This window comes from Litoreibacter ponti (genome assembly GCF_003054285.1).
Classification (GTDB): Bacteria; Pseudomonadota; Alphaproteobacteria; order Rhodobacterales; family Rhodobacteraceae; genus Litoreibacter; species Litoreibacter ponti.
In genome coordinates, this window is record NZ_QBKS01000001.1 from 1,713,423 (window position 1) to 1,735,644 (window position 22,222).

General features: G+C 64.5%; 16 protein-coding genes. 8 read left to right on the forward strand and 8 right to left on the reverse strand.

The features are described from left to right. Positions 1-83: 83 nt before the first annotated feature. Positions 84-737 carry a response regulator gene (locus C8N43_RS08650; RefSeq protein ID WP_107845210.1) on the forward strand — a complete coding sequence of 218 codons (654 nt, stop codon included), beginning with the start codon at positions 84-86 and terminating at the stop codon, positions 735-737. Between the two features lie 203 nt (positions 738-940). Here C8N43_RS08650 and C8N43_RS08655 read toward each other — a convergent pair whose 3' ends face one another. Beyond that, the gene (locus C8N43_RS08655; protein ID WP_107845211.1) at positions 941-4,045 is read right to left on the reverse strand and encodes a cadherin domain-containing protein; all 3,105 of its coding nucleotides are present in this window, start codon (positions 4,043-4,045) and stop codon (positions 941-943) included. A gap of 232 nt (positions 4,046-4,277) precedes the next feature. Between C8N43_RS08655 and C8N43_RS08660 the strand changes: the two genes are divergently transcribed. From C8N43_RS08660 to C8N43_RS08670, 3 genes are read left to right on the forward strand one after another with little or no spacing between them, the layout of a single operon-like run. Then, complete coding sequence (locus C8N43_RS08660; RefSeq protein ID WP_158269950.1) at positions 4,278-5,915, forward strand: ABC transporter transmembrane domain-containing protein; 1,638 nt, start codon at positions 4,278-4,280, stop codon at positions 5,913-5,915. Continuing rightward, entirely contained in the window at positions 5,912-8,017 is a 2,106-nt protein-coding gene (locus C8N43_RS08665) for an ABC transporter transmembrane domain-containing protein (RefSeq protein WP_107845213.1), read from the forward strand. Before C8N43_RS08660 ends, C8N43_RS08665 begins: the two co-directional genes overlap by 4 nt. Next, positions 8,014-9,270 (forward strand): HlyD family type I secretion periplasmic adaptor subunit, encoded by a 1,257-nt coding sequence (locus C8N43_RS08670; RefSeq protein ID WP_107845214.1) that lies wholly within the window; start codon positions 8,014-8,016, stop codon positions 9,268-9,270. The genes C8N43_RS08665 and C8N43_RS08670 overlap by 4 nt, the downstream gene beginning before the upstream one ends. A 282-nt stretch (positions 9,271-9,552) precedes the next feature. Here C8N43_RS08670 and C8N43_RS08675 read toward each other — a convergent pair whose 3' ends face one another. From C8N43_RS08675 to C8N43_RS08700, 6 genes are all read right to left on the reverse strand, one after another. Then, positions 9,553-10,581: a type 2 periplasmic-binding domain-containing protein gene (locus C8N43_RS08675; protein ID WP_107845215.1), complete on the reverse strand. Its 1,029-nt coding sequence runs from the start codon at positions 10,579-10,581 to the stop codon at positions 9,553-9,555. 81 nt (positions 10,582-10,662) lie between these two features. Continuing rightward, entirely contained in the window at positions 10,663-12,156 is a 1,494-nt protein-coding gene (locus C8N43_RS08680) for an AMP-binding protein (protein ID WP_107845216.1), read from the reverse strand. Further along, positions 12,153-13,556, reverse strand: coding sequence for an acylating sulfoacetaldehyde dehydrogenase (gene sauS, locus C8N43_RS08685; RefSeq protein ID WP_107845217.1), 1,404 nt, complete (start codon positions 13,554-13,556; stop codon positions 12,153-12,155). Before sauS ends, C8N43_RS08680 begins: the two co-directional genes overlap by 4 nt. Before the next feature lie 58 nt (positions 13,557-13,614). Beyond that, a complete protein-coding gene (locus C8N43_RS08690; RefSeq protein WP_107846305.1) occupies positions 13,615-14,583 on the reverse strand; it encodes a tripartite tricarboxylate transporter substrate binding protein in 969 nt (322 codons plus the stop codon). Positions 14,584-14,630: 47 nt separating this feature from the next. Next, positions 14,631-15,101, reverse strand: a complete 471-nt coding sequence (locus C8N43_RS08695) for a tripartite tricarboxylate transporter TctB family protein (protein ID WP_107845218.1) — start codon at positions 15,099-15,101, stop codon at positions 14,631-14,633. Beyond that, positions 15,098-16,609 carry a tripartite tricarboxylate transporter permease gene (locus tag C8N43_RS08700; protein WP_107845219.1) on the reverse strand — a complete coding sequence of 504 codons (1,512 nt, stop codon included), beginning with the start codon at positions 16,607-16,609 and terminating at the stop codon, positions 15,098-15,100. Before C8N43_RS08700 ends, C8N43_RS08695 begins: the two co-directional genes overlap by 4 nt. Before the next feature lie 94 nt (positions 16,610-16,703). Between C8N43_RS08700 and C8N43_RS08705 the strand changes: the two genes are divergently transcribed. After that, positions 16,704-17,726 (forward strand): LacI family DNA-binding transcriptional regulator, encoded by a 1,023-nt coding sequence (locus C8N43_RS08705; RefSeq protein WP_107845220.1) that lies wholly within the window; start codon positions 16,704-16,706, stop codon positions 17,724-17,726. A gap of 18 nt (positions 17,727-17,744) precedes the next feature. Here C8N43_RS08705 and C8N43_RS08710 read toward each other — a convergent pair whose 3' ends face one another. Continuing rightward, positions 17,745-18,758, reverse strand: coding sequence for an alpha/beta hydrolase family protein (locus C8N43_RS08710; protein WP_107845221.1), 1,014 nt, complete (start codon positions 18,756-18,758; stop codon positions 17,745-17,747). 144 nt (positions 18,759-18,902) lie between these two features. Here C8N43_RS08710 and C8N43_RS08715 point away from each other — a divergent pair, with 144 nt between their 5' ends. From C8N43_RS08715 to C8N43_RS08725, 3 genes are read left to right on the forward strand one after another with little or no spacing between them, the layout of a single operon-like run. Then, positions 18,903-19,898, forward strand: coding sequence for a helix-turn-helix domain-containing protein (locus tag C8N43_RS08715; RefSeq protein WP_146174190.1), 996 nt, complete (start codon positions 18,903-18,905; stop codon positions 19,896-19,898). A 54-nt stretch (positions 19,899-19,952) separates the two neighbouring features. Then, positions 19,953-21,104, forward strand: coding sequence for an acyl-CoA dehydrogenase family protein (locus C8N43_RS08720; RefSeq protein WP_107845223.1), 1,152 nt, complete (start codon positions 19,953-19,955; stop codon positions 21,102-21,104). Continuing rightward, positions 21,104-22,222, forward strand: a complete 1,119-nt coding sequence (locus tag C8N43_RS08725; RefSeq protein ID WP_107845224.1) for a CaiB/BaiF CoA transferase family protein — start codon at positions 21,104-21,106, stop codon at positions 22,220-22,222. The genes C8N43_RS08720 and C8N43_RS08725 overlap by 1 nt, the downstream gene beginning before the upstream one ends.

Sequence of the window (22,222 nt, forward strand, 5' to 3'; positions counted from 1 at the left end):
GCGGCGTATCGGACGGGGGTTAAGAATTTCGAGGCGCGCCGCTGATACCGTGTCCCCAATTGACCCAACAAAGGACCAGGGACATGCACACGGGCTTCACCTCACAGATGCAGGATGCGATCTCCGGCCAAATTCTGCCAGCTGGACCAATTCAGGCTCTCTTGCTTGATGATGATGCCTATGACCGCACCCGCATCCGCCGCTACACCGAAAAAACCGGCCTGACCATCGAGCTGGACGAGGCCCCTTCGATCAAGTGCATGTCAGAGATGCTCCGCGACAAGTCCTATGATCTGATAATGGTGGATTACCGCCTTGCCGAGGGCACCGGTCTTGATGCGCTCGAAGTGATCCGCGATCAGGGTCGCAACACCGAGGCGGCGATCATCATGATCACCGGCGACGAGCAGTCCCAGACCGCCGTGACGGCATTCAGGTCCGGGTGCCACGATTTTCTGAACAAGGGCGAATTGTCCCCGGTGGTGCTGCAAACCTCGATGGAGGGGGCATTGCTCCGCTCTCGCGAAGCCTTGCCGACCGATGCGGAGATTTCCGCGAAGCTTGAAGCCCATCTCGAGCGGGCAATGACGAACGTGCTTGGCGGCGATCAAATACAGCAAGCGTTGACCCAGCGGCTGCGAGAGGCCGCGCAATCCTCCGGCCTGTCGCTCGAGATCATGAATATCGATGAACTCGAAAGCTACCTCGCGGACGACGAGTTCATCTTCAAACACTAGCGTCCGCCCGCCGCTGGGCGTCGCATTCGACCCACCGGGGCCTCGGCTCGCCTATGCGCTCAACATTGCCCGAGCGATCCGCTCCCTGAATTCCGAGAGACAGTGTCTTCGGCTCGGAGTGCATCCGTGACTCATTTCGCAGCACAGCCACGACTACCGCCGCCGCATACCAGCATTCGAAAAAGTACGGTATCGGCTGGGGCTTATAGCAGCCCGCCTACGCCGGGAAGATCAGCGGGCGGGGGTGGGACCGGATCCAGCGCATCATCAAGCGGATCGCTCAGCCCAGCCAAAGGGTCATCGAGCCCCAGTCCATCAATCACGCCAAGCGCAGAAATCGCGCCAGCCACATCAAGATCATCCACCGCCAAGCCGTCCTCGGGCTCCACTTCGATATCAATGGCCACGCTCGATGTCGCCGGTTCGCCGCTGGGCGACACCACGGTCACATCGATTTGCAATGTGGTCGTCCCGACATCTCCCAAGGCGGGCGTCACCGACAACTGCGACAGGTCCCACCCCGTCAGGTCGATGTCACCGCCATCGGACGCGACGCTTTCGTCACCTGCCGACAGAATCCAGTTAGCGGGCACATCGGACGCGGTCACCGTCTCCACCGCCATGCCGTTGTCTTGCACACCAACACCAAGTCCCAGCGGCTCCCCTTCCTCGACCTCATAAACGCCACTGGCCGGGGCGAGAGCGAATTCTGTTGCTCCGGGCGGCTGCCACTCGAGGATCAGCTCCGCGTCACCAAGCGCATCGAGATGCTGAATAACGATATCATGCACCCCGGCCTCAAGCTCGATGGACGCGGTTGTCACGCCGAGGTCGAGCAGATCATCGGGATCGACGGGGGTCGAATCCAATGCAACGGGCACCCCGTCGATCCACAGCAATGCGGCATCGCTCGTCGTCAAATGGAACTCGTATGTTCCCGCCTCTGAAGCCTCGATCGAGCCTTGCACCAGTGTCGCAAACGCATCGGGCGCGCCACCCTCGAAGAAGCTTTCCGATGTCGCGTGGAAATCCACCTCCGGCACGAAATGCGACGCCAGCGGTTCGGACCCCCAATCAATGCCTGCCAGCCCCAGAGCTGTGTCGACGACGGCGATCTGCTGGACGTGAAACAGCCCCGCTACCGAGACATCCGGGGGCGTTGTTACCTCATCGGCCACATTGATCGTCACCGTGGTCGTCGTCGCCGCCCCGTCCGGGTCCGTCGCCGTCAGGACCAGCTCGACCGTGGCCTCCGCCTCGTGATCGAGGCTCACGCCCTCGCGCAGGCGCAGCGTGTCGCCGTCGAGCTCGAAGCGCGGGTCATCGACGCTGTAGACCAGCGCGTCGCCGTCCGGATCGGAGGCCGCCACCGTGCCGATCTCCGCCCCCGCCGCGTTTTCCGCCACCGTGTCGCCGGTCAGCGTCAGCCCGTCGGGCGCCTCGTTCAGGTCGGCCACATTGATCGTCACGGTCGACGTGGTCGCCGCCCCGTCCGGGTCCGTCGCCGTCAGGGTCAGCTCGACCGTCGGCTCCGCCTCGTGATCGAGGCTCACGCCGTCGCGCAGGCGCAGGGTGTCGCCGTCGAGCTCAAACCGCGGGTCGTCGACGCTGTAGACCAGCGCGTCACCGTCGGGATCGGAGGCCGCCACCGTGCCGATCACCGCCCCCGCCGCGTTCTCGGAGACCGTGTCGCCGCTCAGCGTCAGCCCATCGGGCGCCTCGTTCAGGTCGGCCACATTGATCGTCACGGTCGACGTGGTCGCCGCGCCGTCCGGGTCGGTCGCCGTCAGGACCAGCTCGACCGTGGGCTCCGCCTCGTGATCGAGGCTCACGCCCTCGCGCAGGCGCAGCGTGTCGCCGTCGAGCTCAAACCGCGGGTCGTCGACGCTGTAGACCAGCGCGTCACCGTCGGGATCGGAGGCCGCCACCGTGCCGATCACCGCCCCCGCCGCGTTTTCCGCCACCGTGTCGCCGGTCAGCGTCAGCCCGTCGGGCGCCTCGTTCAGGTCGGCCACATTGATCGTCACGGTCGACGTGGTCGCCGCCCCGTCCGGGTCCGTCGCCGTCAGGGTCAGCTCGACCGTGGGCTCCGCCTCGTGATCGAGGCTCACGCCCTCGCGCAGGCGCAGCGTGTCGCCGTCGAGCTCGAAGCGCGGGTCATCGACGCTGTAGACCAGCGCGTCGCCGTCCGGATCGGAGGCCGCCACCGTGCCGATCACAGCCCCCGCCGCGTTCTCGGAGACCGTGTCGCCGCTCAGCGCTGGAGACGTTGGAGCCGAATTTACAGGCTCCGGGTCCGGTTCAGGTTCTGGCTCTGGCTCTGGCTCAGGCTCTGGTTCAGGTTCCGGCTCGGGTTCTGGCTCGGGCTCAGGTTCAGGTTCCGGCTCAGGCTCGGGTTCTGGCTCTGGCTCGGGCTCCGGCTCGGGCTCCGGCTCAGGCTCAGGCTCGGGCTCAGGTTCGGGCTCGGGCTCAGGCTCCGGCTCAGGTTTCGGCTCAGGTTCTGGCTCAGGCACAGGCTCAGGTTCAGGCTCGGGCTCCGGCTCAGGTTCCGGCTCAGGTTCTGGCTCCGGCTCGGGCTCCGGCTCAGGCTCAGGCTCAGGCTCGGGCTCCGGCTCGGGCTCTGGCTCAGGCTCTGGCTCTGGCTCGGGCTCTGGCTCAGGTTCTGGCTCAGGCTCGGGCTCAGGCTCCGGCTCAGGTTTCGGCTCAGGTTCTGGCTCGGGCACAGGCTCAGGTTCAGGCTCAGGCTCGGGTTCAGGCTCGGGCTCGGGCTCAGGTTCGGGCTCGGGCTCAGGTTCGGGCTCGGAAGTCTCCGATGCCGGAGCAGTTTGTTCAAAACGCACGGTTGAGCCGGTCGCGGCTGGATCGCCCGGGAGACTGTCGCCGGAAATTGGAGTTGCCTGAACTGAGGCCTCGAACCGGTCGATGTTGTCCAGGCTCGTGTTGCCGCTTCCGAGATCGCCGCCATCATTGATCGTAGCGGCCTGACCGTCGCTTCCCCCGCCTTGATCGACCTCAAGCGCCTCGCGATCTCCGATTTCGGTCGTGCGCGCGCCGGTGAAGCTCGCGGCGATCGCTGTATCCGCTTCGTCGTCTACCAGCTCCTCGACGTAGGCGTTCTTCTCCAGCTCGTAGGATTCCGCCGTGCCGGTATGCAAGACAGCCTGACGGTCACCGTCGGAGGACGGGCGGGCGTTTTCCGCGGCGGCGAAGGCTGCGCGGTCGCCGTCGCCATCATCCATCGACGCCTGCATCGCGCTGTCAGACGCGTTCAGCTCTTCCCAAACGTCCTTGTCGCTTTCCTCAGCCATGACTCTTGACCCCTCATGAACCTCACACCCGCGCCAGAAGGGATGGCGCAAAGCAGGGCGCGAAGGGAAGAAAATACTCCGTCAAAATTTCCGATATTTTAAACCTTTGGGGTCAGAACCCGGCGCGATGACCGCAGCATTGTCTACACCAGCGAAACCCCGGAGCCCGCATCACGCGGGACGTTCCGCGCGGCTTGGTCCGCGGTTTGACGGGGACCTCTTGCTGGCCTCTGTGCTGATCAATTCGCTGGGGCTCGCGGTGCCGATTGCGATGCTGCAAATCTTCGACCGGGTCATCCCAAACCAGAGTCTGGGCACGCTGGACGGGATCATGCTGGTGATGTTTGGCGTCATCGCGCTGGATGCCGTGCTGAAGATCGTGCGGTCGCGCATCCTGCTGCGCGCGGCGGAGGCGCAGGAGCGCGAAATTGCACCGCTCGCCCTCGACCGCCTGTTCCGCGCCGATCTGCCCGCGCTGCGCAAACTGGGGCGGGCCAAGCTGGTCGACCACCTGCAGGCGGTGCAACACTTGCGCAACCTGTTCCCCCGCCAACGCAGCATCCTTGCCGTCGACCTTGTCTTCTCGCTGATCTACCTGACGGCGATTTTTGCGCTGGCCGGCGCGCTTGTGCTTGTGCCGCTCGTTTTGATGGCGGTGGTGGTGGCGGCCGCTCTGCCGCTCCGGTCGGCGCAGAACCGGGCGGTCGGCGAAGACCGCAGCCTTGACCAGAAGGGCCTGTCGTATCTCAGCCAAGCGCTGCGGCACACCCGAGCGGTCAAGCTTTGGGGCGCACATCTGGCCGTCCAAAAGTCCTATGACGGGCTTCATCGACAGCAGGCGCGCGCCTCTGCCACACTGTCGCGGATTTCCGGGATTTACTATGGCTTGACCGTGACGCTGGGGCCCGCGGCGACCGGGATGACCAGCCTGTTTGGGGGCTACCTCGTGATGCAACAGCAGATCGGGCTGGCCGAGTTGGCTGCCTGCATCCTGCTGACCGGGCGGGCTACGCAGCCGGTCTTTCAGACCGTTTTCTCCTCCAATGAGGAACGGCTGGCCAAGCGCACGACACGCGAGCTTCGCTCCTTCCTTTGGCTGCCTGATGCTCCCTCCCGCGGGCTTCCGGCAGACCCGAACCAGCCCGGGCTGGAACTTCTGGACCTCTCGGAACGCGACAGGTTCGCACGCGTCACACTGGACGCGCCGAAGGGGGCATTAATCGTGATCCAAGGGCGGATCGGAGCAGATCCAAGTGCCCTGCTCGAGGTCGTCGCGGGGGAGCGCGCACCGTCCGAGGGCGCGATCCGGATCAAGGGCCGCATCCCGCGATTGAGCGCGCTTAGCTGCGAGCCCCGCGCCATGCGTTTCCTGCAACGCAAGCCGCTCCTTTTTTACGGAACATTACGTGAAAATTTGACCGAATTCACCGAGGACAAGGGTAAAGCCGCCGAGTTGGTTCAACGATTCGGCCTTGGGCCGGAGCTGAACGCCATGCCGGGAGGGCTGGATTGGGTCTATCAGGGCTCCGGCACCGGCGGCGGCAGCACCGGGCTGTTCAAGAAGCTCAACCTCGCAGCGGCAATTGCCGCGCAGCCAGAGCTTTTGCTGCTGGAGGCACCCCTTGTGGATCTGGATCCGAAATCGGCGGCAACAATCGCCGCAGAGATCATCGCATTGCGCGGCGAGACGACCATCCTCGCAACAGCCCCGAGCGCCGCGTTGCTGGAGGCCGCCGATATCGTCGTGACCCTGCACCAAAACCGCCCAGCCGACGTCACGCACCGCGCCATGGGGGCCGATCTGGATGCGTGGGTCGCGGAAACCAACGGCGGCACGCCCACTCAAATCGCCACGCGGGAAGCATCATGACCCTGGCCGCCGCGTCTGAGCATCGCAGCACTCTGGCCTCGACCCTGCAGATGGTCTTGGCGGCCCAGCGGCGCTTCGGAACGGTGCGACAGATCGCGGCCGGACTGCCCGCACCGGATGCGGCCTTTGACAAGACGGCGCTGAAGCGGACGCTCGACGCTCTCGACATCCCGCACAGCTTCGCCGCGATCTCTCATCAGCACCTCTGCGACGCGCCGATGCCAAGCGTCGTCGCAGACAAGGATGGTCGGCTTTTCTGGATCGAAGATTGCAATCGTGATCTGGGCCTGCGGCTCATGGCCGATGACGGCGCGCCGGGGCGGTGGATCGGGCTGCCCGATGGGCCGATGGCGCGACTAACTCTCGATGATCCAAACGGCGTCGAGGCAGGGACCGCTGCGCCACTGGAACGGCTGCGCTGTATCGTGCGACCCGAGGTCGGGCCGTTACTGATCAACTCCTCGATTATCAACGTGCTGGGTCTCGCCACGCCATTTTTCGTGATGGCTATCTATAATACCGCCCTGCCCTCGCAATCGGTCGAGGTGTTGGTCTCTCTCGGGGTTGGCCTGTCCCTGGTGTATGTGTTCGAGTTCCTGATCCGCTCAATCCGTACCACCAGCCTGCAGCGAAGCTCGGCCGCGCTGGAGCGTGGTCTTGCCCAAGGGTTGCTTGGCAAGCTCTTCGCGCTGCCGATGCCGTATCTGACCCGCAAGGACAGTGCGTCTTTTTCAGCTTATCTTCAGCAGTTCAAAGCCATCAAGGCGATGCTCCAAGGCCCCATGGTGCAGTCGATCCTCGATCTGCCATTCGTGCTGCTCTTCGCTGCGGTGCTGTTTTCGCTGGCCCCGACGATCGGCTGGACGGTGATCATCTTCGCAGGTCTTACGGTGGCGCTGTTTCTGGCCTTGCGCCCGGGGCGAAAGGCGCGAGAGGCCGCGATGCAGGTCGCGCAGGCCGAATACCAGCGCCTGTCGGTCGAGACCGTCGAGCGTCAGCACGACATAAGGCGGCTGGGCCTGAGTCAGACCTGGCGACGCCGGGTCGATGCCAGCCTCGACGAGATGATTTCAACCACCTATGCCAGTCTGCGCTTTAACCAAATGGTCAGCTTGCTGTTGCAGTCTCTCGTCATGACCGCGGGAATCGTCTCTGGATTCAGCGCCACTCACCTGGCCATCACCGGCGAGTTGAGCGTCGGCGCCCTGATCGCCATTCTGGTGCTGACATGGCGTTTTCTGACGCCGATCCAATCGTTGTCGAATGCCAGCGAACAAGGCGTATTCGCCCTGGGCAGTCTCAGCTCGCTGATGAACGTGCTTTCGTTGCCCGGTGAGCCTGCGCGTGGGATAACCAGGCATCCTCCGCTGCCGCTGGAGCCTGTGGTGCAGTTCGAGCAGGTGAGCGTACGCTTCAAGGACGCGGTCTCGCCTGCGCTTCTTGGCGTCAATCTTCATGCCAAACCGACCGATATCTTGGTGATTTGCGGCGGTTCGATGTCGGGCAAAACCTGCGTGGCGGAGACCCTTGTCGGGCTGACGACCCCGGCCGCCGGACGCGTCATGATTGGCGGCGTCGATATCGCCACCTACCCGCTGGATGCTTTGCGTGAACAGGTTGCGTTCTGTCCGCAGGAGCCGCAGTTGATCGGCACCAGCCTGCGGGAGAATTTTCTGCTCGCCAATCCGCATTTGGCCGACGACGAAATCTGGGCGGTGCTGCGCCGCATTGATGCAGATGCGATGGTGCGGGCTTTGCCGGACGGGCTGGGCTGCGTCATGACGCCGTCGCAAGCCGGGCGAATGTCGCAAATCCTGCAGCAGGCCATCGCCGTTGCGATTTGCCTTGCTCAGCCCGGGCCGATCCATGTTTTCGACCAACCGACCCGTGGCCTACCCCATGAGATGGTAGCGCATGTGCGCGCTGCCATCGCCGAAAAAGCGCAGACAGGGACAGTGATCCTGATCACCAATGATGCCGAGGAAATGCGCCTTGGAACGCGGCTTGTGCTGCTTGATCGCGGGCGCGTGGTGATTAATGAGCGGGCAGCACGGGGGCGCGACAAGGCGCTTAAGCTGCTTCTCCCGGCGGAGGCCGCATGATGCAAGGCCCCAACGCCTCTCGCACCGCGCGCTTGACCGTTCGGGTCAGCGCACTGATGATCGGGCTCGCCCTGCTGTGGGCGCATCTGACCGAACTGCCAGAGGTCGCCTTCGCCAGCGGTACGATCGAGCCGAGTGGGTCCTTGCGCCGGATTGAGCATCTTGATGGCGGCGTCGTCGAAAAGATCTTGGTGCGAGAGGGTGAAGTCATCAATCTCGAGCAACCGCTCGCACTTCTCGCCGAAGACGATGTGGAGGCGGAATATGAACGCTTCCGCGCGCGCGAGGCCATCCTCAACCTCGCGCTGAACCGAACGCTCGAAATCCTGACGGCGATCGGATTTTCCGGCAATGCGGACCCTTCCCCGGTCAACGGTGGATTGCGGGTCACTGCGCAGCTCGCGGCCTATAATGCCAAGCGCATCAGGTTGAAAGCACGCATCGAAAGCGCGGAGGGTCGTATTGCGTCGCAGCAGGCGGTGCTGGACGCGCTTGAAACCCGGATCGCCATCGAGGCGGCCGAGCTGGGACGGGCGGAAAACCTTGTGCGCGCCGGACTGACCACGCTTCGCCAGCTCACCGAATACGAGCGTCGCCACGCAGAAATAAAAGGTGATGTGGTCCGCGCCCGCGCAGCGCTGGTCGAGGCGCAGGCCAACAAGCAAGACGCCGAACGCGCGTTGTCCGAGTTCTTCACCACGACCCGCGACACTCTCTACGCCGATCTTGAGGCAACGTCCGAGGAGCTTTCTCTGCTCCAGCGCGCCATTGTCGAAAACAGATTGCGGGTCGACCGGCTGACGATCACCACACCGGTGACCGGGGTTGTGCAGGCGATGTATGTCAATTCTCAAAACGAAGTGCTGGAGCCCGGCGGGCTCGTCGCCGAAATACTGCCGACATCGGATCGCCTGATCGCCGAGCTGCATCTGAAGCCGCGCGACATCGGACATATCACCGTAGGCGACCCGGTGGAAATCAAGCTGACCACGTTCAACACCAAGAAATTCGGCGTTCTGGCAGGCTGGGTCGCCCAGATCTCGGCAACCTCGACACGCAACGAACAACTGGAGACGTATTTCAAGGTGAAGGTCGACCTTGGCCAGGATTGGGTTGGCGAGAACGGCGAGTTCCTTGCAATCAAGGCGGGGATGGAGGTGAACGCCTCGATCATCACGGGAACACGCACGGTGCTGGATTACGTCCTCAACCCACTCTTCGATCCGTTCCAAAGAGCTTTTGGCGAGCGGTAGATCCGGAGCTTCGTATCCATAATCCGGGACAGCAATCTCGGAACCTACGACGACCTGCGAGGATCGCATTTTGATATCGACCTTTCTGAGAACCCTTGGCAAAGAGGTTTTTAGGGCAGGATTTCTTACTCAACTATAATGGAAGCGGCGTCCAAAAACGCCACTGCAAGGTCACGTCGCCGTCGCGCGTGCCCCGTTCACGAATGCGCTTCGAGACGCCAGACACAGAAAACCACGACAGGCAGCTGCGAGGCCCGCTGACATAAGCCCGAAGAACCGTCGTCAGCCGTCCGAGGGAGCGTCGTCAAAATGGTCGGTCCGAACCTGCACGCGCACGTTGAGCGGGTTGCCGAGGATTGATCCATCCGCAAACTGGATGCCATACGCGCCAAGCGACGCGATGCCCGGCTGCCGCGACGTGTGGAGATCAACGAAATCCTTGGCCCGCAAAAGCGAAAACCGAAGCCGCCCGCTCTCCATCATGGCGCGCGCGCGGTCGATCGTGGCAAAACCACGCCGGCTGATGCCCTGACCCTCGATAAAATACCGCTCGCCAATGCCCGGCAGCTCGAACGCGTCTGAAACCGAGACACGCCCGTCCGCCGTTTCGGCGAATTTCTCGAACCACGATTGCACGAAGCGGCGGGCGATCTCGACCGACTGCTCGTACACGTCGCGTCGCATGACCACGAGGTCGACAACCGCGTTGTTCAGGCCGGAGCTGTCATAAACCACCTGCGCGCCCTTCATGCGGACGGCGCCAGAAATTACAGGTTCCCGGCCGATTGCCACGTCGACCCGGCCAGACCGAAACGCATCCACGATTTCGTCTTCCTTGAGGAAGGTCAGGTTCGCCGGACCTTGCAACGCGCTTCGTGAGTACTTCGTCGCGTGCTCGTACATGTAATGGCTGACGGAGTTGCGCACGAGGCCGACCCGCCGCCCGATCAAATTCGCAGGATCGACCCCTTCGGCCAAAACGATTTTGTCTGCCCCAACTGAAATGCTGGTTGGGAAGAGTATAACCGTGTCCGGCATGCGCGGATTCTCGGCGATCAGCTCGATCAAGCCGATATTCGAGATGGCCAGCATATCTGCCACCCCGCGCAGGTAGAGCTCTTCGGCCTTGTCTTGCGTATAGGGCCCGGCACCGAAAACCGCGTCGTTGAGAGAATTGATGATCATCCGCCAGCCCGGATAATCCGACCACGCGATATTGGCAGAGCTTTGCTGCGCAAGGAGCGGCGATCCGGACGCCAAGGCGGTGCCAAGTGCGGCAGCCCACAGATGTCTTTTCAGTGTATCCGCCATGCAAGGTCACTTCGCTCGTTTTGCCGAAACCCTAGCCCAAAGACCTTGCTGTGGGATTAACGGTCTGAGCTGCTTCGCCGCCTAGCTGGCAATCAGGTCCGACAGCTTCATGCGCTGGATTTTGCCGGAGGGACCCTTGGGCAGCTCGTCGAGCCGGTGGATCACGTCGGGGGATTTGAACACGCCCAGACGTTCTTTGCAGAGCGCGATGAGATCGTCGGGACCAAGCCGCGCGCCACGGCGCAGGGCGACCGCGGCCTCGACCGTCTCGCCGTAGCGCGCGCAGGGCCGCGCAAAGGCGGCAGCTTCGACCACATCCGGGTGCGAATAAAGCACCTCGTCGATCTCGCGCGGGGCGATGTTCTCGCCGCCCTTGATGATCAACTCCTTCAGTCTGCCCGTCACGAAAACATAGCCATCCGCATCCATGCGCCCCAGATCGCCGGTGCGCAGCCAGTCGCCCGCGAAGGTCTCGGCGGTGGCCTGCGGATTGTTCAGATATTCGCGCATCACGTTGGGGCCGCGGATTGCGATCTCGCCCTCGGTCCCGCGCCGGGCCTCGTCCAGATCACCGGTCAGAATGCGGACCTCATTGCCGAACGCCACGCCGGGCGAGCCGACCTTGCGCGTCCCCGGCGGCAGCGGGTTCGACAGGATTTGCGCGGCAGTCTCGGTCAAGCCCATCGTCTCGACAATTGGCACACCGAAGCGGGTCTCAAACGCCTGCTGCGTGTCGACGGCCAGCGCAGAGGAAGCTGAGCGACCGAAGCGCAGGCGGGCGCGCAGCCCATCGCTGGGGCGTGCCTCGCCATGCAGCAGGTGGCTGATGATCGTCGGCACCACCGAGAACCACGTCACACCCGCCGCATCCGCCTGGTCCCAGAATCGCCCCGACGAGAAGCGCGACACCATGGCAAGCGATCCGCCGGAGACCAGCGCGCCCATCACCGTCACGCAAAGCCCGTTGATGTGGTAGATCGGCAGCACGCAGAAGCCGCGATCCTCGGGCGTCAGCACATGGGCGATGGCGGCGGTCCAGCCGCCGGCCAGCAGGCTGCCATGGGTGTGCACCACGCCCTTGGGTTTGCCCGTGGTCCCTGACGTGTACATCAGCAAGGCATGATCGTCGGAGGCCAGATCGGGCAGTGTGCCGCCGCCCTGCAGCGCCGATGGGTCGAGGCGGCGCAAGTTCGCGGGGGCCGCGGCGGCGAACGTGTCCGCCTGGCTATCATCGACAAAGGCGAAGCGCGCGCCGGAGTGTTCCAGCGCGTAGGCGATCGCGTCCCGCCCGGCCGCGAGATTGATCATCGTCGCGCGGAAGCCGCCATAAAGCGCTGCGTAGAGCGCCAGCACCGCCGCGCGTCCGTTAGGATGGATAATCGCGACGCTCTCGCCCTTGCTAAGGCCTAGCCCGTACAATCCCTGCGCCATCAATTTGGCGGTATCGCGCAGCTCGCGCCAGCCGAGGCTCTCGCCCGTCTCCGGGAACACGATCGCGGTCTCGCCGCCCGTCGCCCGTGCGTCGAGCCAGTCGCGCACCGTGCCTTCCGGTGGATAGGCGGGCGTCGCGATCATTTGCCCACATCCGCCCAGTAGCCTGAGAAGATATCCTCCGGCGCGGGCTCGTGGCCGGGGATCTCGCGCACGATCTTCGTGGTCTGCATGAAGTGGCGCCAATGCACGTTCGTGTCGATGGAATTGCCGCCCCAAGAGCCGCAGCCCATGGACAGCGAAAACGGCATGCCATTGGTGAAGGCGCCGCCTGTGGCGAACGTGTGGGCCTGATTGACGATGACGCGGCTGGTCGGGATGGCCTGTGCCAGCACAAGCGGACGCGTGTCATCCGTCGTATGGATACCCACCGAGTGCCCCCGCCCCTGATGCAGCTGTACATCGCGGGTGAGGCGCACGGCGTCGTCGAAGTCCCGGGCGCGATAGACAGTCAGCACACGGCTGAGCTTTTCGCCCGATAGCGGGTGGTCGGGGCCGATGCCCGTGCTCTCGACGGCGAGGTATTCGGTGCCGTCTGGCACCTCGCCCGTCAGCCCCAGCACCTCGATCATCTCGCTTGCATCCTTGGCCAACGCGCGCGGGTTCAAGTGGCCGTCGACCCAAAGGGTCGAGGTGACCTTGGTCTCGTCTGAAATCAGCGCGCCGCCGGTGCGGGCCATCTCGGCGACGAAGGCATCGTAGATTGCATCGACCACGACGACAGAGTTCTCGGACGAGCAGGACGTCGCGTTGTCGAAAGTCTTGGAGGCGCAGATCTTCTCCGCCGCCGCCGCCAGATCGGCTGTTTCGTCCACGATCACGGTCACGTTGCCCGCCCCCACGGCGAGCGCCGGCGTGCCGGAGGTATAGGCGCGTTTGACGTTGTTCTGACTGCCAGTCACGACGATCAGATCGGAGATTTCCAGCAGCCGCTGGGTCTTGTCCTTGGAGCCGCGCCCCGGGATCATCTGCACCAGATCGCGGTTGATGCCCGCGCGGTCGAATTCGGCGTGGATATAGCCCAGCAGCGCCTCGCAGGTCGGCACCCCTTTGGGCGAGGGCGAGACGACGATGGCATTACCGCATTTGAGCGCGTTGATGATGTTGTTGGCGGGCGTTGCCCCGGGATTGGTCGACGGCACCACGGCGCCGATCACCCCGATGGGCCGCGCGATTTCTGTGATGCCGGTGGCGGGGTCGTCCTTGATCACGCCGAAGGTCTTGGCGTGGGCGATATCGCGCAGCAGGCCAAGGGTCTTACGGTGGTTCTTGGTGATCTTGTCGGGCACGTTGCCAAGGCCCGTCGTCTCGACAGCCAACTCGGCCAGATGGCGGTTGCGCCCGGGCTCCATGATCGCCCAGCCGGCAGCGAGTGCCGCCCGGTCGTAGAGCTCTTGCGAGCCGCCCGCTTCGAAACGGGCCTGCGCCGCGCGCGCGCGGGCGACGATGGCATCGACTTCGGCAAGATCATCTACAGCGTTCATGGGGAAAATCCTTGCGAGGATGCGGCGGGGCACGACCTGCGCGCCCCGCCTTGCAGTGTTACAGCCCGGCGAGCAGCTCTTTAAGCGTCTCTTCGCGCGCCGCCCACATCTCGAGCACCTCGTCACGGGTCATGACGTGCATCGGCGAGCCACCGGCCTTCATCTTGCCCTGGACACGGCCATTCTCGAACATCGTGGGCACGGTTGCGGCCAGCTTGTCGATGATGCCCTGCGGTGTGCCCTTGGGCACCATCACACCGCGGAAGTTCACCGACGAATTGTCCACATCGAGGCCCGCTTCCATCATCGTCGGCACGTCGGGCAGGAACTCGTTGCGCTCCAGATCGGCAACGGCGAGGATTTTGACATTGCCCGCCTCCCGCGCGCGGAAGGCGTCGGACAGGTTGTTGATGCCTGCCATCACGTCACCCGCGATCACGGCCTTCATCGCCGCAGCACCGCCGCCTTGGGTCGGGATATAGGCCATCTTCATGTCGCCCGCCTTTTCCATCTGTAGCGCCGCGATGTGGTGGCCCACGAAAAGCCCCGCGCCGGAGGTCGTCAGCTTGCCGGGATTGGCCTTGGCGAAATCGACCACGTCCTGCAGCGTGTTGAACTCGCTGTCAGCACCCACGACCAGCACCGCCGGATCCGCGCCCCAGTTGGCAATCGGCTCGAAGCTGTCGCGTGAATACTCCACCCCGCCCTTGATCGACTGGGCGATGAAGTGGGGGATGTTGTAGGCGCCCAGCGTGTAGCCATCGGCCTCTGCCTGTCCGGCGAGCCAGTTCCAGCCCACGCGGCCGCCCGCGCCGGGCTTGTTGATGATCGCGATGGGCATACCGAGCGCGTCCTCGTTGCCAGCGGTCATTGTGACGATGCGCGCCTGAAAGTCGGTGGCCCCGCCCGCGCCGTAGCTGACCATCATCATGATGGGCCGCTCCGGGTAGTTGGCATGGCCGTCGGCGCTTGCCGTGGCTGTCATCGAGGCCAGCGCGATGGCCGCCCCTGCAAATAGTGATTTCATCATTGGTAGTTCCTCCCTGGGAAAGTGAGTTCTGCCGCTGTTGCGGTTCAGAAGAAGACCTCTCGCGGTGTGTACACGGTCAGAAGTTTTGCGAAGAGGCCGTACATGACGGCCATGAAGACCGCCGTGATGGCGATGCGCTTGAGCCAGGATTTCAGCGCCGTGTGCGGGGCCGGATCGTAGAGGCTCAAGAGAATGAAGAAGGCGATGGTTGTGGCGGTGTAGAAGCCAAAGCCCTTGGCGGCCCAGAAGATGTAGACCAGCGCCACAACCAGCCCCGGCAACAGGTTCATGAACTGCCGCCCGGAGATGCCGCTGCCGACCTTGGTCCAGCCCAGACAGGCCTTCCCGAAGGTCCAGAAGGCCAGCACCGCGAAGACGCTGGAGATCAGCCGCGGGAACAGAAACGCCTCCGACGGCTGCTGCGTGTAGCTGATATAGGCGACCCAGATGCCCACCAGCGCCACGATGCCGGAGCCGATGATGTGCTGAAGACGCGGGAGAGACGGCGCGCTCATGCCATGATCTCCTCTTTGGAGGTGTAGCGGCGCGTGCGCAGCTCCATGTAGCCCGAATAGAGCACCGACGCGACCACCACGGCGATCAGGAAGATGTTGAGCGGACCGCCCAGGAAATACGGCGCAAGCCCGTCAGTCGCATTGGCGATCATGCTGCCTTGGATGAAATTCGCCTCTGCAATGGGGCCAAGGATCAGCCCCAGCACCAGGGGTGCGGCGGAGAAGCCGAAGCGTTCGAGGAAATACATCATCACGCCCAAGGCCGCCATGACATAGACATCGCCCATCGAGCTTTGCACCGAGTAGCTGCCGAAGACCGCAAGGCCGAGCACCACCGCGGCCATGACGCTTTGCGGCACCTGCGCGACCTTGGCCGCCAGCCCCGCCACGTAAAGCCCGAAGAGGCACATCAGCACCTGCCCGATCAGCATCGAGTTTATGAAGGTCCAGGCGACATCCGGGTGGTTGTCGAACAGGTCCGTGCCCGGGAAGATGCCGTGGATCAGCAAGCCGCCCAGCAGCACGGCGGCGGTGGGCGAGCCGGGGATTGAGAGCGTCAGCAGCGGCACCAGCGAGGGGCCGACCATGGCATTGTTGGCGCTCTCGGCCGCGATCACACCCTCCGGGTGGCCGGTGCCGAACTTGTCGCGATCAGGGCTGAACTTCTTGGACTGATCATAGGCCACCAGCCCCGCGATCTGCCCGCCCACACCGGGGATCAGCCCGATGATCGAGCCTGCCGCCGTGCCGATCCCCAGGGCGCGCTTGTTGCGGGCCAGCTCGCGGATTGCGCCGGATACGGGGTGCTTTTGCACCTTGATGACCTCTGCCCCGTCATTGTGACGTCCCTTGGCGAACATGGTGATGACCTGCGGGATCGCGAACAACCCGATCAGGGCCGCGATGATGTTGATGCCGCCGCCGAGCGCCGGATGGAAGATGAAGCGCTGCGCGCCCATGATGTCGTCGAAGCCGATCGTGGCCAGCCACAGCCCGATGCAGCCAGACAGCAGACCCTTTACCACCGACTTGCTGTCGAGCGAGCCGATGACCGTGACCCCCAGAATGGCCAGCCAGAACAGGTGCGACGGGCCGAAGGCCAGCGCCCATTGGGCCAGAACGGGCGTCAGGAAGATCAAGAGCAGCACGCCGAACACACCGCCCACGGCAGAGGCGAGGAAGCTGATCTGCAGCGCCTTCGCGCCCTCGCCCTTTTGCGCCATCGTATGACCGTCGAGCGTGGTTGCGATGTTCGCGGGCGCGCCCGGGATCTTCAGCAAGATCGCCGACACCGCACCGCCCGCCACGGTGGAGGTATAGGCCGCGCCCAGCAGGATCAGGCCCTGCGCGGCTTCCAATTGGAAGGTGAACGGGATCAGCAGCGCCACCGCCATCGTCGGGGACAGTCCCGGGGTCGCCCCCAGGATCAATCCGCCGATGGTCCCGAGCAAGAGCAGCCCGAAATTGATCGGGGTGAACACGTCGCCCATGTAGAACAGGAATTCCATCGCTGCCTCCCTGCAACGCTGCTTGACCCATGACGCTACGGTATGAAAATAGTTTTGCAAATGTTTTCATAAATTCACCTGCGGGGCGCTCCAGATGGCTGAAACCAAATCGAAAAAGGCCGATATCGTGAGTGTCGCGAAGGCGGCGAAGGTCTCCGCCTCGACGGTATCGCGCTACTTCAATCACCCTGAACTGCTCAAACCCACCACGCGCCGCAGAATCGAGCGGGCGGTTCAGGCACAAGGCTACATCCGCAACCGCGCGGCCCAGACGATCCACGGCATCCGCTCCGGCACCATCGGCGTTTTGGTGCCCACGATCGACCACGCGATCTTCGCGGAAGTGGTGCAGGCCTTCTCGGACACGGTGGCGGAGGAAGGATTCACGATCCTGCTGGCCTCCCACGGGTACGACCAAGACAGCGAATACGCGATCCTGCGCAAATTCCTTGAACACCGCGTGGATGGCGTGGCCCTGACCGGGCTCGATCACAACGAGGCAGTGTTCCAGCTTATCGACAGCCAATCGGTGCCAACCGTGCTGATGTGGAATTATGCCGAGCGGTCCGTGCACCCGTCAGTCGGGGCCAGCAACGAGATGGCCGGGCAGCTGATTGCCAACCATGTACTGTCGCTCGGTCACCGCGATATCGCCTGCATGTTCGCCCCGGTTGCAGGCAATGACCGCGCCAAGGCCCGCCGCGCCGCGATCCTGCATACGCTCAGCGATGCGGGCGTGACGGTGCCGGAGCCGTGGCTCTTGACGACCGTGTACAGCATCGCCGCCTCCAAGCGCGACGCGATCGCGCTGCTGCAATCTGACGAACGGCCAAGCGCGCTGATCTGCGGCAATGATATCCTGGCCACCGGCGCGCTTTATGCAGCGATGACCGTGGGGCTGTCGGTGCCCGAGGACATAACGATTGTCGGGATCGGCGACTTCAAGGGCTCTGCCGAGATCGAGCCGGCGCTCACCACGGTGCGCCTGCCCGCCCGTCGCATCGGGCGCAGCGCGGGCCTGAGCCTCGCGCAGGCAATCAAGGACCCCTCTGCCCCGCGCGCGAATGTGCAATGCGCGCCAGAGCTGGTGGTGCGGAGGTCCTGCCGCCCGCTGTAACCGGGCGACAGGCGCTTTCTACAGGCCCAGCTGATCCGCGATAAGCGCGATGATTGCATCATGAACCGCGGCGCGGTCGGTGCCGTCGGGGTCGGTGCAGACCGGGTCGTCCTCTTCGGCGGCAAGGATCGCCGCCCCGGCGGGCTTGCAGAGCGGCATGGCCGTGAAATGCACGCCGGGCACCAATTGATGCGCCTGCGCCTCTGGCAAGAGCGCGCGCAGGCCGCTCGCATCGAAATCTGTGGCCAGCATCCGGGTCGCCGCATCGCCAAAGCCGATGAGCTGGGTGGGCACCGACAGGCCCGCCACATCCGCAGGCTCCAGCCCCCAAACGAAGCCCGGATCAATTGCCGTGACATGGGTCACCCGCGGGTCCGCGTAGTCGCCGTTCCAGTCTTCCGGTGCGACGCCTTGCAGGTTCACCCGTTCCGACAGGAGCATCTCGCAGGCCTCCATCCGCGCGCCAAAGCGGGTGTAGGCGGCGACGGTGCCCGCATGATTGCCGCGCACCCCGCCCAGCGACAGCGCCGTCCACCCGCCAAAGGAGAAGCCCGCCGCCATCACCCGCGACGTATCAATATGACCGGCGAAATCGGGCTGGGCGAGCAGCGCGTCGAGCGCCGTGGACAGATCCTGTGCCCGGGTCCAATGGTGCACGCCCGCGCCCATGTCGAAATCGCCCCACGTGGAGTTGGGGTGATTCACCGCAAGCACAATCGCCCCGCGCGCTGCCAGCCCCGCGGCAAGCCAGGCCTGCGTGCGGTACATGCCACCCATCCCGTGGCTGAACAGAACCACCGGGTGCGCACCCGGCGCGATCCGGGTGGTGGTGGAGACCTCGACCCCCTGAAAGACCGGGTTCTCGGCCACGATGCGCGTTGTCCCGGAGCCGTCGCCCGGATACCAGATGGCGGTGACGGCCATGGCGTCGTGATGCGGCATGTAGGTCTTGTCGAGCATGAGGCCCGGAGGCGCGGCCAGTGCAGCGCTGGCCGCAAGGCCAAAAGCGGTCGCGAGCAGTGTCAGTCTCATTGGGATCGTCCTTTATGCGAAATGGAAGTGATGCCCCGGATCTGGCACTCGCTGCCCCGCCCGCGCGACCTCGATCCGGTTTTAGGACGTCTCGATCCGGTTTGAGGACTTGCGCGCGCGGCGGCGATCCGAATGATCGGCCCCATGCCAAGTCTCCCTATCCCCATGATCGGCGCGCTGGTGCTGTTTTTCCTGTTTCTGCGCCTGTGGATCACCCAAGGCAGAATCAGCCCCCTGGCGATCCTGATTGCGCTGTGCGCGGCGCAGACTGCGATCATCGCCCTTGCGCAGCACTACCTCGTGCCCGGCACGCGGCTGGTGCAGCCCATCACCGCGACCCTGATCCCGCCCGCCGCCTGGCTGGCCTTTCAGATCACCGCCGTGCGCCCCGCCCGGCGCGCGGACCTGCTGCACGGGCTGGTGCCAGTGACGACGCTGGCCGCGCTGCTGACAGCGCCAGCATTCCTTGATGTGCTGATCCCGGGGCTTTTCGTGGTCTACGGGGCGGCGATCCTGCTGGCCACGATGGCGGGTCCCGATGCGCAGCCGCGCGCGGCGCTGGAAAGCGGCGCGTGGCCTGCGCAGATCTGGCGGATCATCGGGATCGCCCTGATCGCGTCGGCCTTCAGCGATCTGCTGATCATCGCGGCGCAGGCGGCGGGGGCGGGTTATCTTCAGCCGTGGATCATCTCGCTCTACTCGGTCGGCAACCTCATCCTGATTGGCGCGCTCAGCCTGTCGGGTCACCTGCAGTCCGGGCAGGACCGTGGGGACGACCAGCAGGCACCCAGCGCGCCGCCCGATGGCGCACTTTGGGCGCGGGTCGAGCACTACATGGACGCGCAGCGCCCCTATCTCGACCCGGAGCTGACGCTGTCAAAGCTGGCGCGCAGGCTGGGGGTTCCGGCCAAGACGCTGTCCTCGACAATCAATCGCGCCACAGGCGGGAACGTCTCACGCTATGTGAACACCGCCCGGATCGAGGCCGCGCAAGAGGCGCTGCGCTCTGGCGAGACGGTGACCGGCGCGATGCTGTCGTCCGGCTTTTACACAAAGTCCAATTTCAACCGTGAGTTTCTGCGCGTCACCGGCATGACGCCCTCTGCGTGGCGCGACGCGCAGGCGCCGCAAGGCTTGTAGAGCCGCGCCCTTCGCCTTAGCCATGACGATCAGGGCGGCAAGGGAAGAGGGACCATGCGCGAGACCTACCAAGACATCCGCGACGCGATCGCCAGGCTTTGCACGCAGTTTCCCGGGGCCTACTGGCGCGCGCTGGATCGCGAGATGGCCTACCCGACCGAATTTGTCGCGGCGCTGACCGACGCGGGCTGGCTCGCCGCGCTGATCCCCGAAGAGTATGGCGGCGCGGGGCTGCCCTTGTCGGCGGGCGCGGCGATCTTGGAGGAAATCCACGCCTCCGGCGGCAATGCGGGCGCGTGCCACGCGCAGATGTATACGATGGGCACGCTGCTGCGCCATGGCTCGGAGGCGCAAAAGCGGGCGTATCTGCCGGGCATCGCGGATGGCTCGCTGCGGCTGCAGGCTTTTGGCGTGACCGAGCCGACTTCCGGAACGGATACCGGCGCGCTGAAGACGACCGCCACGCGCGATGGCGCGAATTTCGTGATCAACGGCCAGAAAATCTGGACCAGTCGCGCTGCGCAATCCGACCTGATGATCCTGCTCGCACGGACCACGCCGCTGGGCCCGGGCATGAAGAAGACCGACGGGCTGTCGGTTCTGCTGGTCGACATGCGCGAGGCAGTGGGGGCGGGCCTGACCATCCGGCCGATCCGCACGATGATGAACCACGCCACGACGGAGGTCTTCTTCGACAACCTTCGTGTGCCCGCCGAGGCTCTGATCGGCGAGGAAGGCCGCGGCTTTCGCTACATACTGTCGGGCATGAATGCCGAGCGCATCCTGATCGCCGCCGAGTGCATTGGCGACGCGCGCTGGCTGATCGAGAAATCGGTGGATTATGCCAAGGACCGCAAGGTTTTCGGGCGCGCGATTGGTGAAAATCAGGGCGTTCAATTCCCGCTCGCCGCCGCCTACGCCCATATGCGCGCGGCGGAGCTGATGGTGGCCGAGGCGCTTCGGCTCTTTGAGGCGGGCGAGAACCCGGGAGCGGAGGCGAACATGGCCAAGATGCTGGCCGCAGATGCCTCCAACGAAGCAGCGAACGTCGCGATCCAGACCCATGGCGGGTTCGGCTTTGCAGAGGAATACGACATCGAGCGCAAGTTCCGCGAGACCCGGCTGTACCAGGTCGCACCGATCTCGACGAACCTGATCCTGTCCTATCTGTCCGAGCATGTGCTTGGCCTGCCGAGGTCGTATTGATGGGGGCGCTGGACGGCCTGCTGGTCGTGGCCATCGAGCAAGCCGTGGCCGCGCCCCTCTGCACCGTACGTCTGGCCGATGCGGGCGCGCGCGTCATCAAGATCGAGCGCGCGGGCGGCGAAACCGCACGGCATTATGACGGCGCGGTCCACGGCACCTCTGCCTATTTCGCATGGCTCAATCGCGGCAAGGAAAGCGCGGTGCTGGACGTCAAGGCGTCGGACGATCTGGCGGTGCTGCGCGAGATGCTGGCGCGGGCGGATGTGCTGGTGCAAAACCTCGCCCCCGGCGCGATGGAGCGCATGGGATTGGGCCCTGCTTCGCTTGCGCGGGATTTTCCGCAGCTGATCGCCGTCTCCATCGTGGGCTACGGGGCTGCCACGGACTACGCGCAGATGAAGGCCTATGACATGCTGGTGCAGGCCGAAAGCGGGCTGTGCGCCGTCACCGGCACCGAGGCGGTGCCCTCGAAGGTCGGCGTCTCCATCGCCGATATCACGACCGGCGCAAACGCCCACGCCGCCGTGCTGGAAGCGCTGATTGCGCGCGGGGTCAGCGGGCGTGGACAGCAGATCGAAGTTTCGATGTTTGACGCGATGGCCGATTGCATGGCCGTGCCGCTGCTGCATTTTGAGCATCAGGGCAAAATCACCGGGCGGTTTGGGCTGTCCCATGCCTCGATCTATCCGTACCGGCCGTTCACGTGCGCGGACGGCACGATCATCGTGGCCGTGCAGACCAATGCGGAATTCGCGCGGCTGTGTGAGACGGCACTGGACCAACCGGACCTCGCCGCGCGAGAGGAGTTTTCAAGCAATGCGGCGCGCACCGCCAATCGCGCGTTGCTGGATGCAGAGTTGGAGCCGCTTTTTGCCGCGATGTCGGTGGCGGATGCGGTCAGGCGGTTGAGCGACGCGGGGATCGCTTTTGGACGCTATCGCGGGGTCGACGACTTGGCCGAGCATCCCGCCTTGCGGCGTATCCCGACGCCACTGCCTGATGGACAAATGGCTGAAGTTCCGCGCCCCACGGGGCGGGACGCAGGGTTCACGCCCGGGGCCGTGCCCGCGCTTGGGCAGCACACGGACCGGGTGCGCGAAGAATTCTCGCCCGACTAA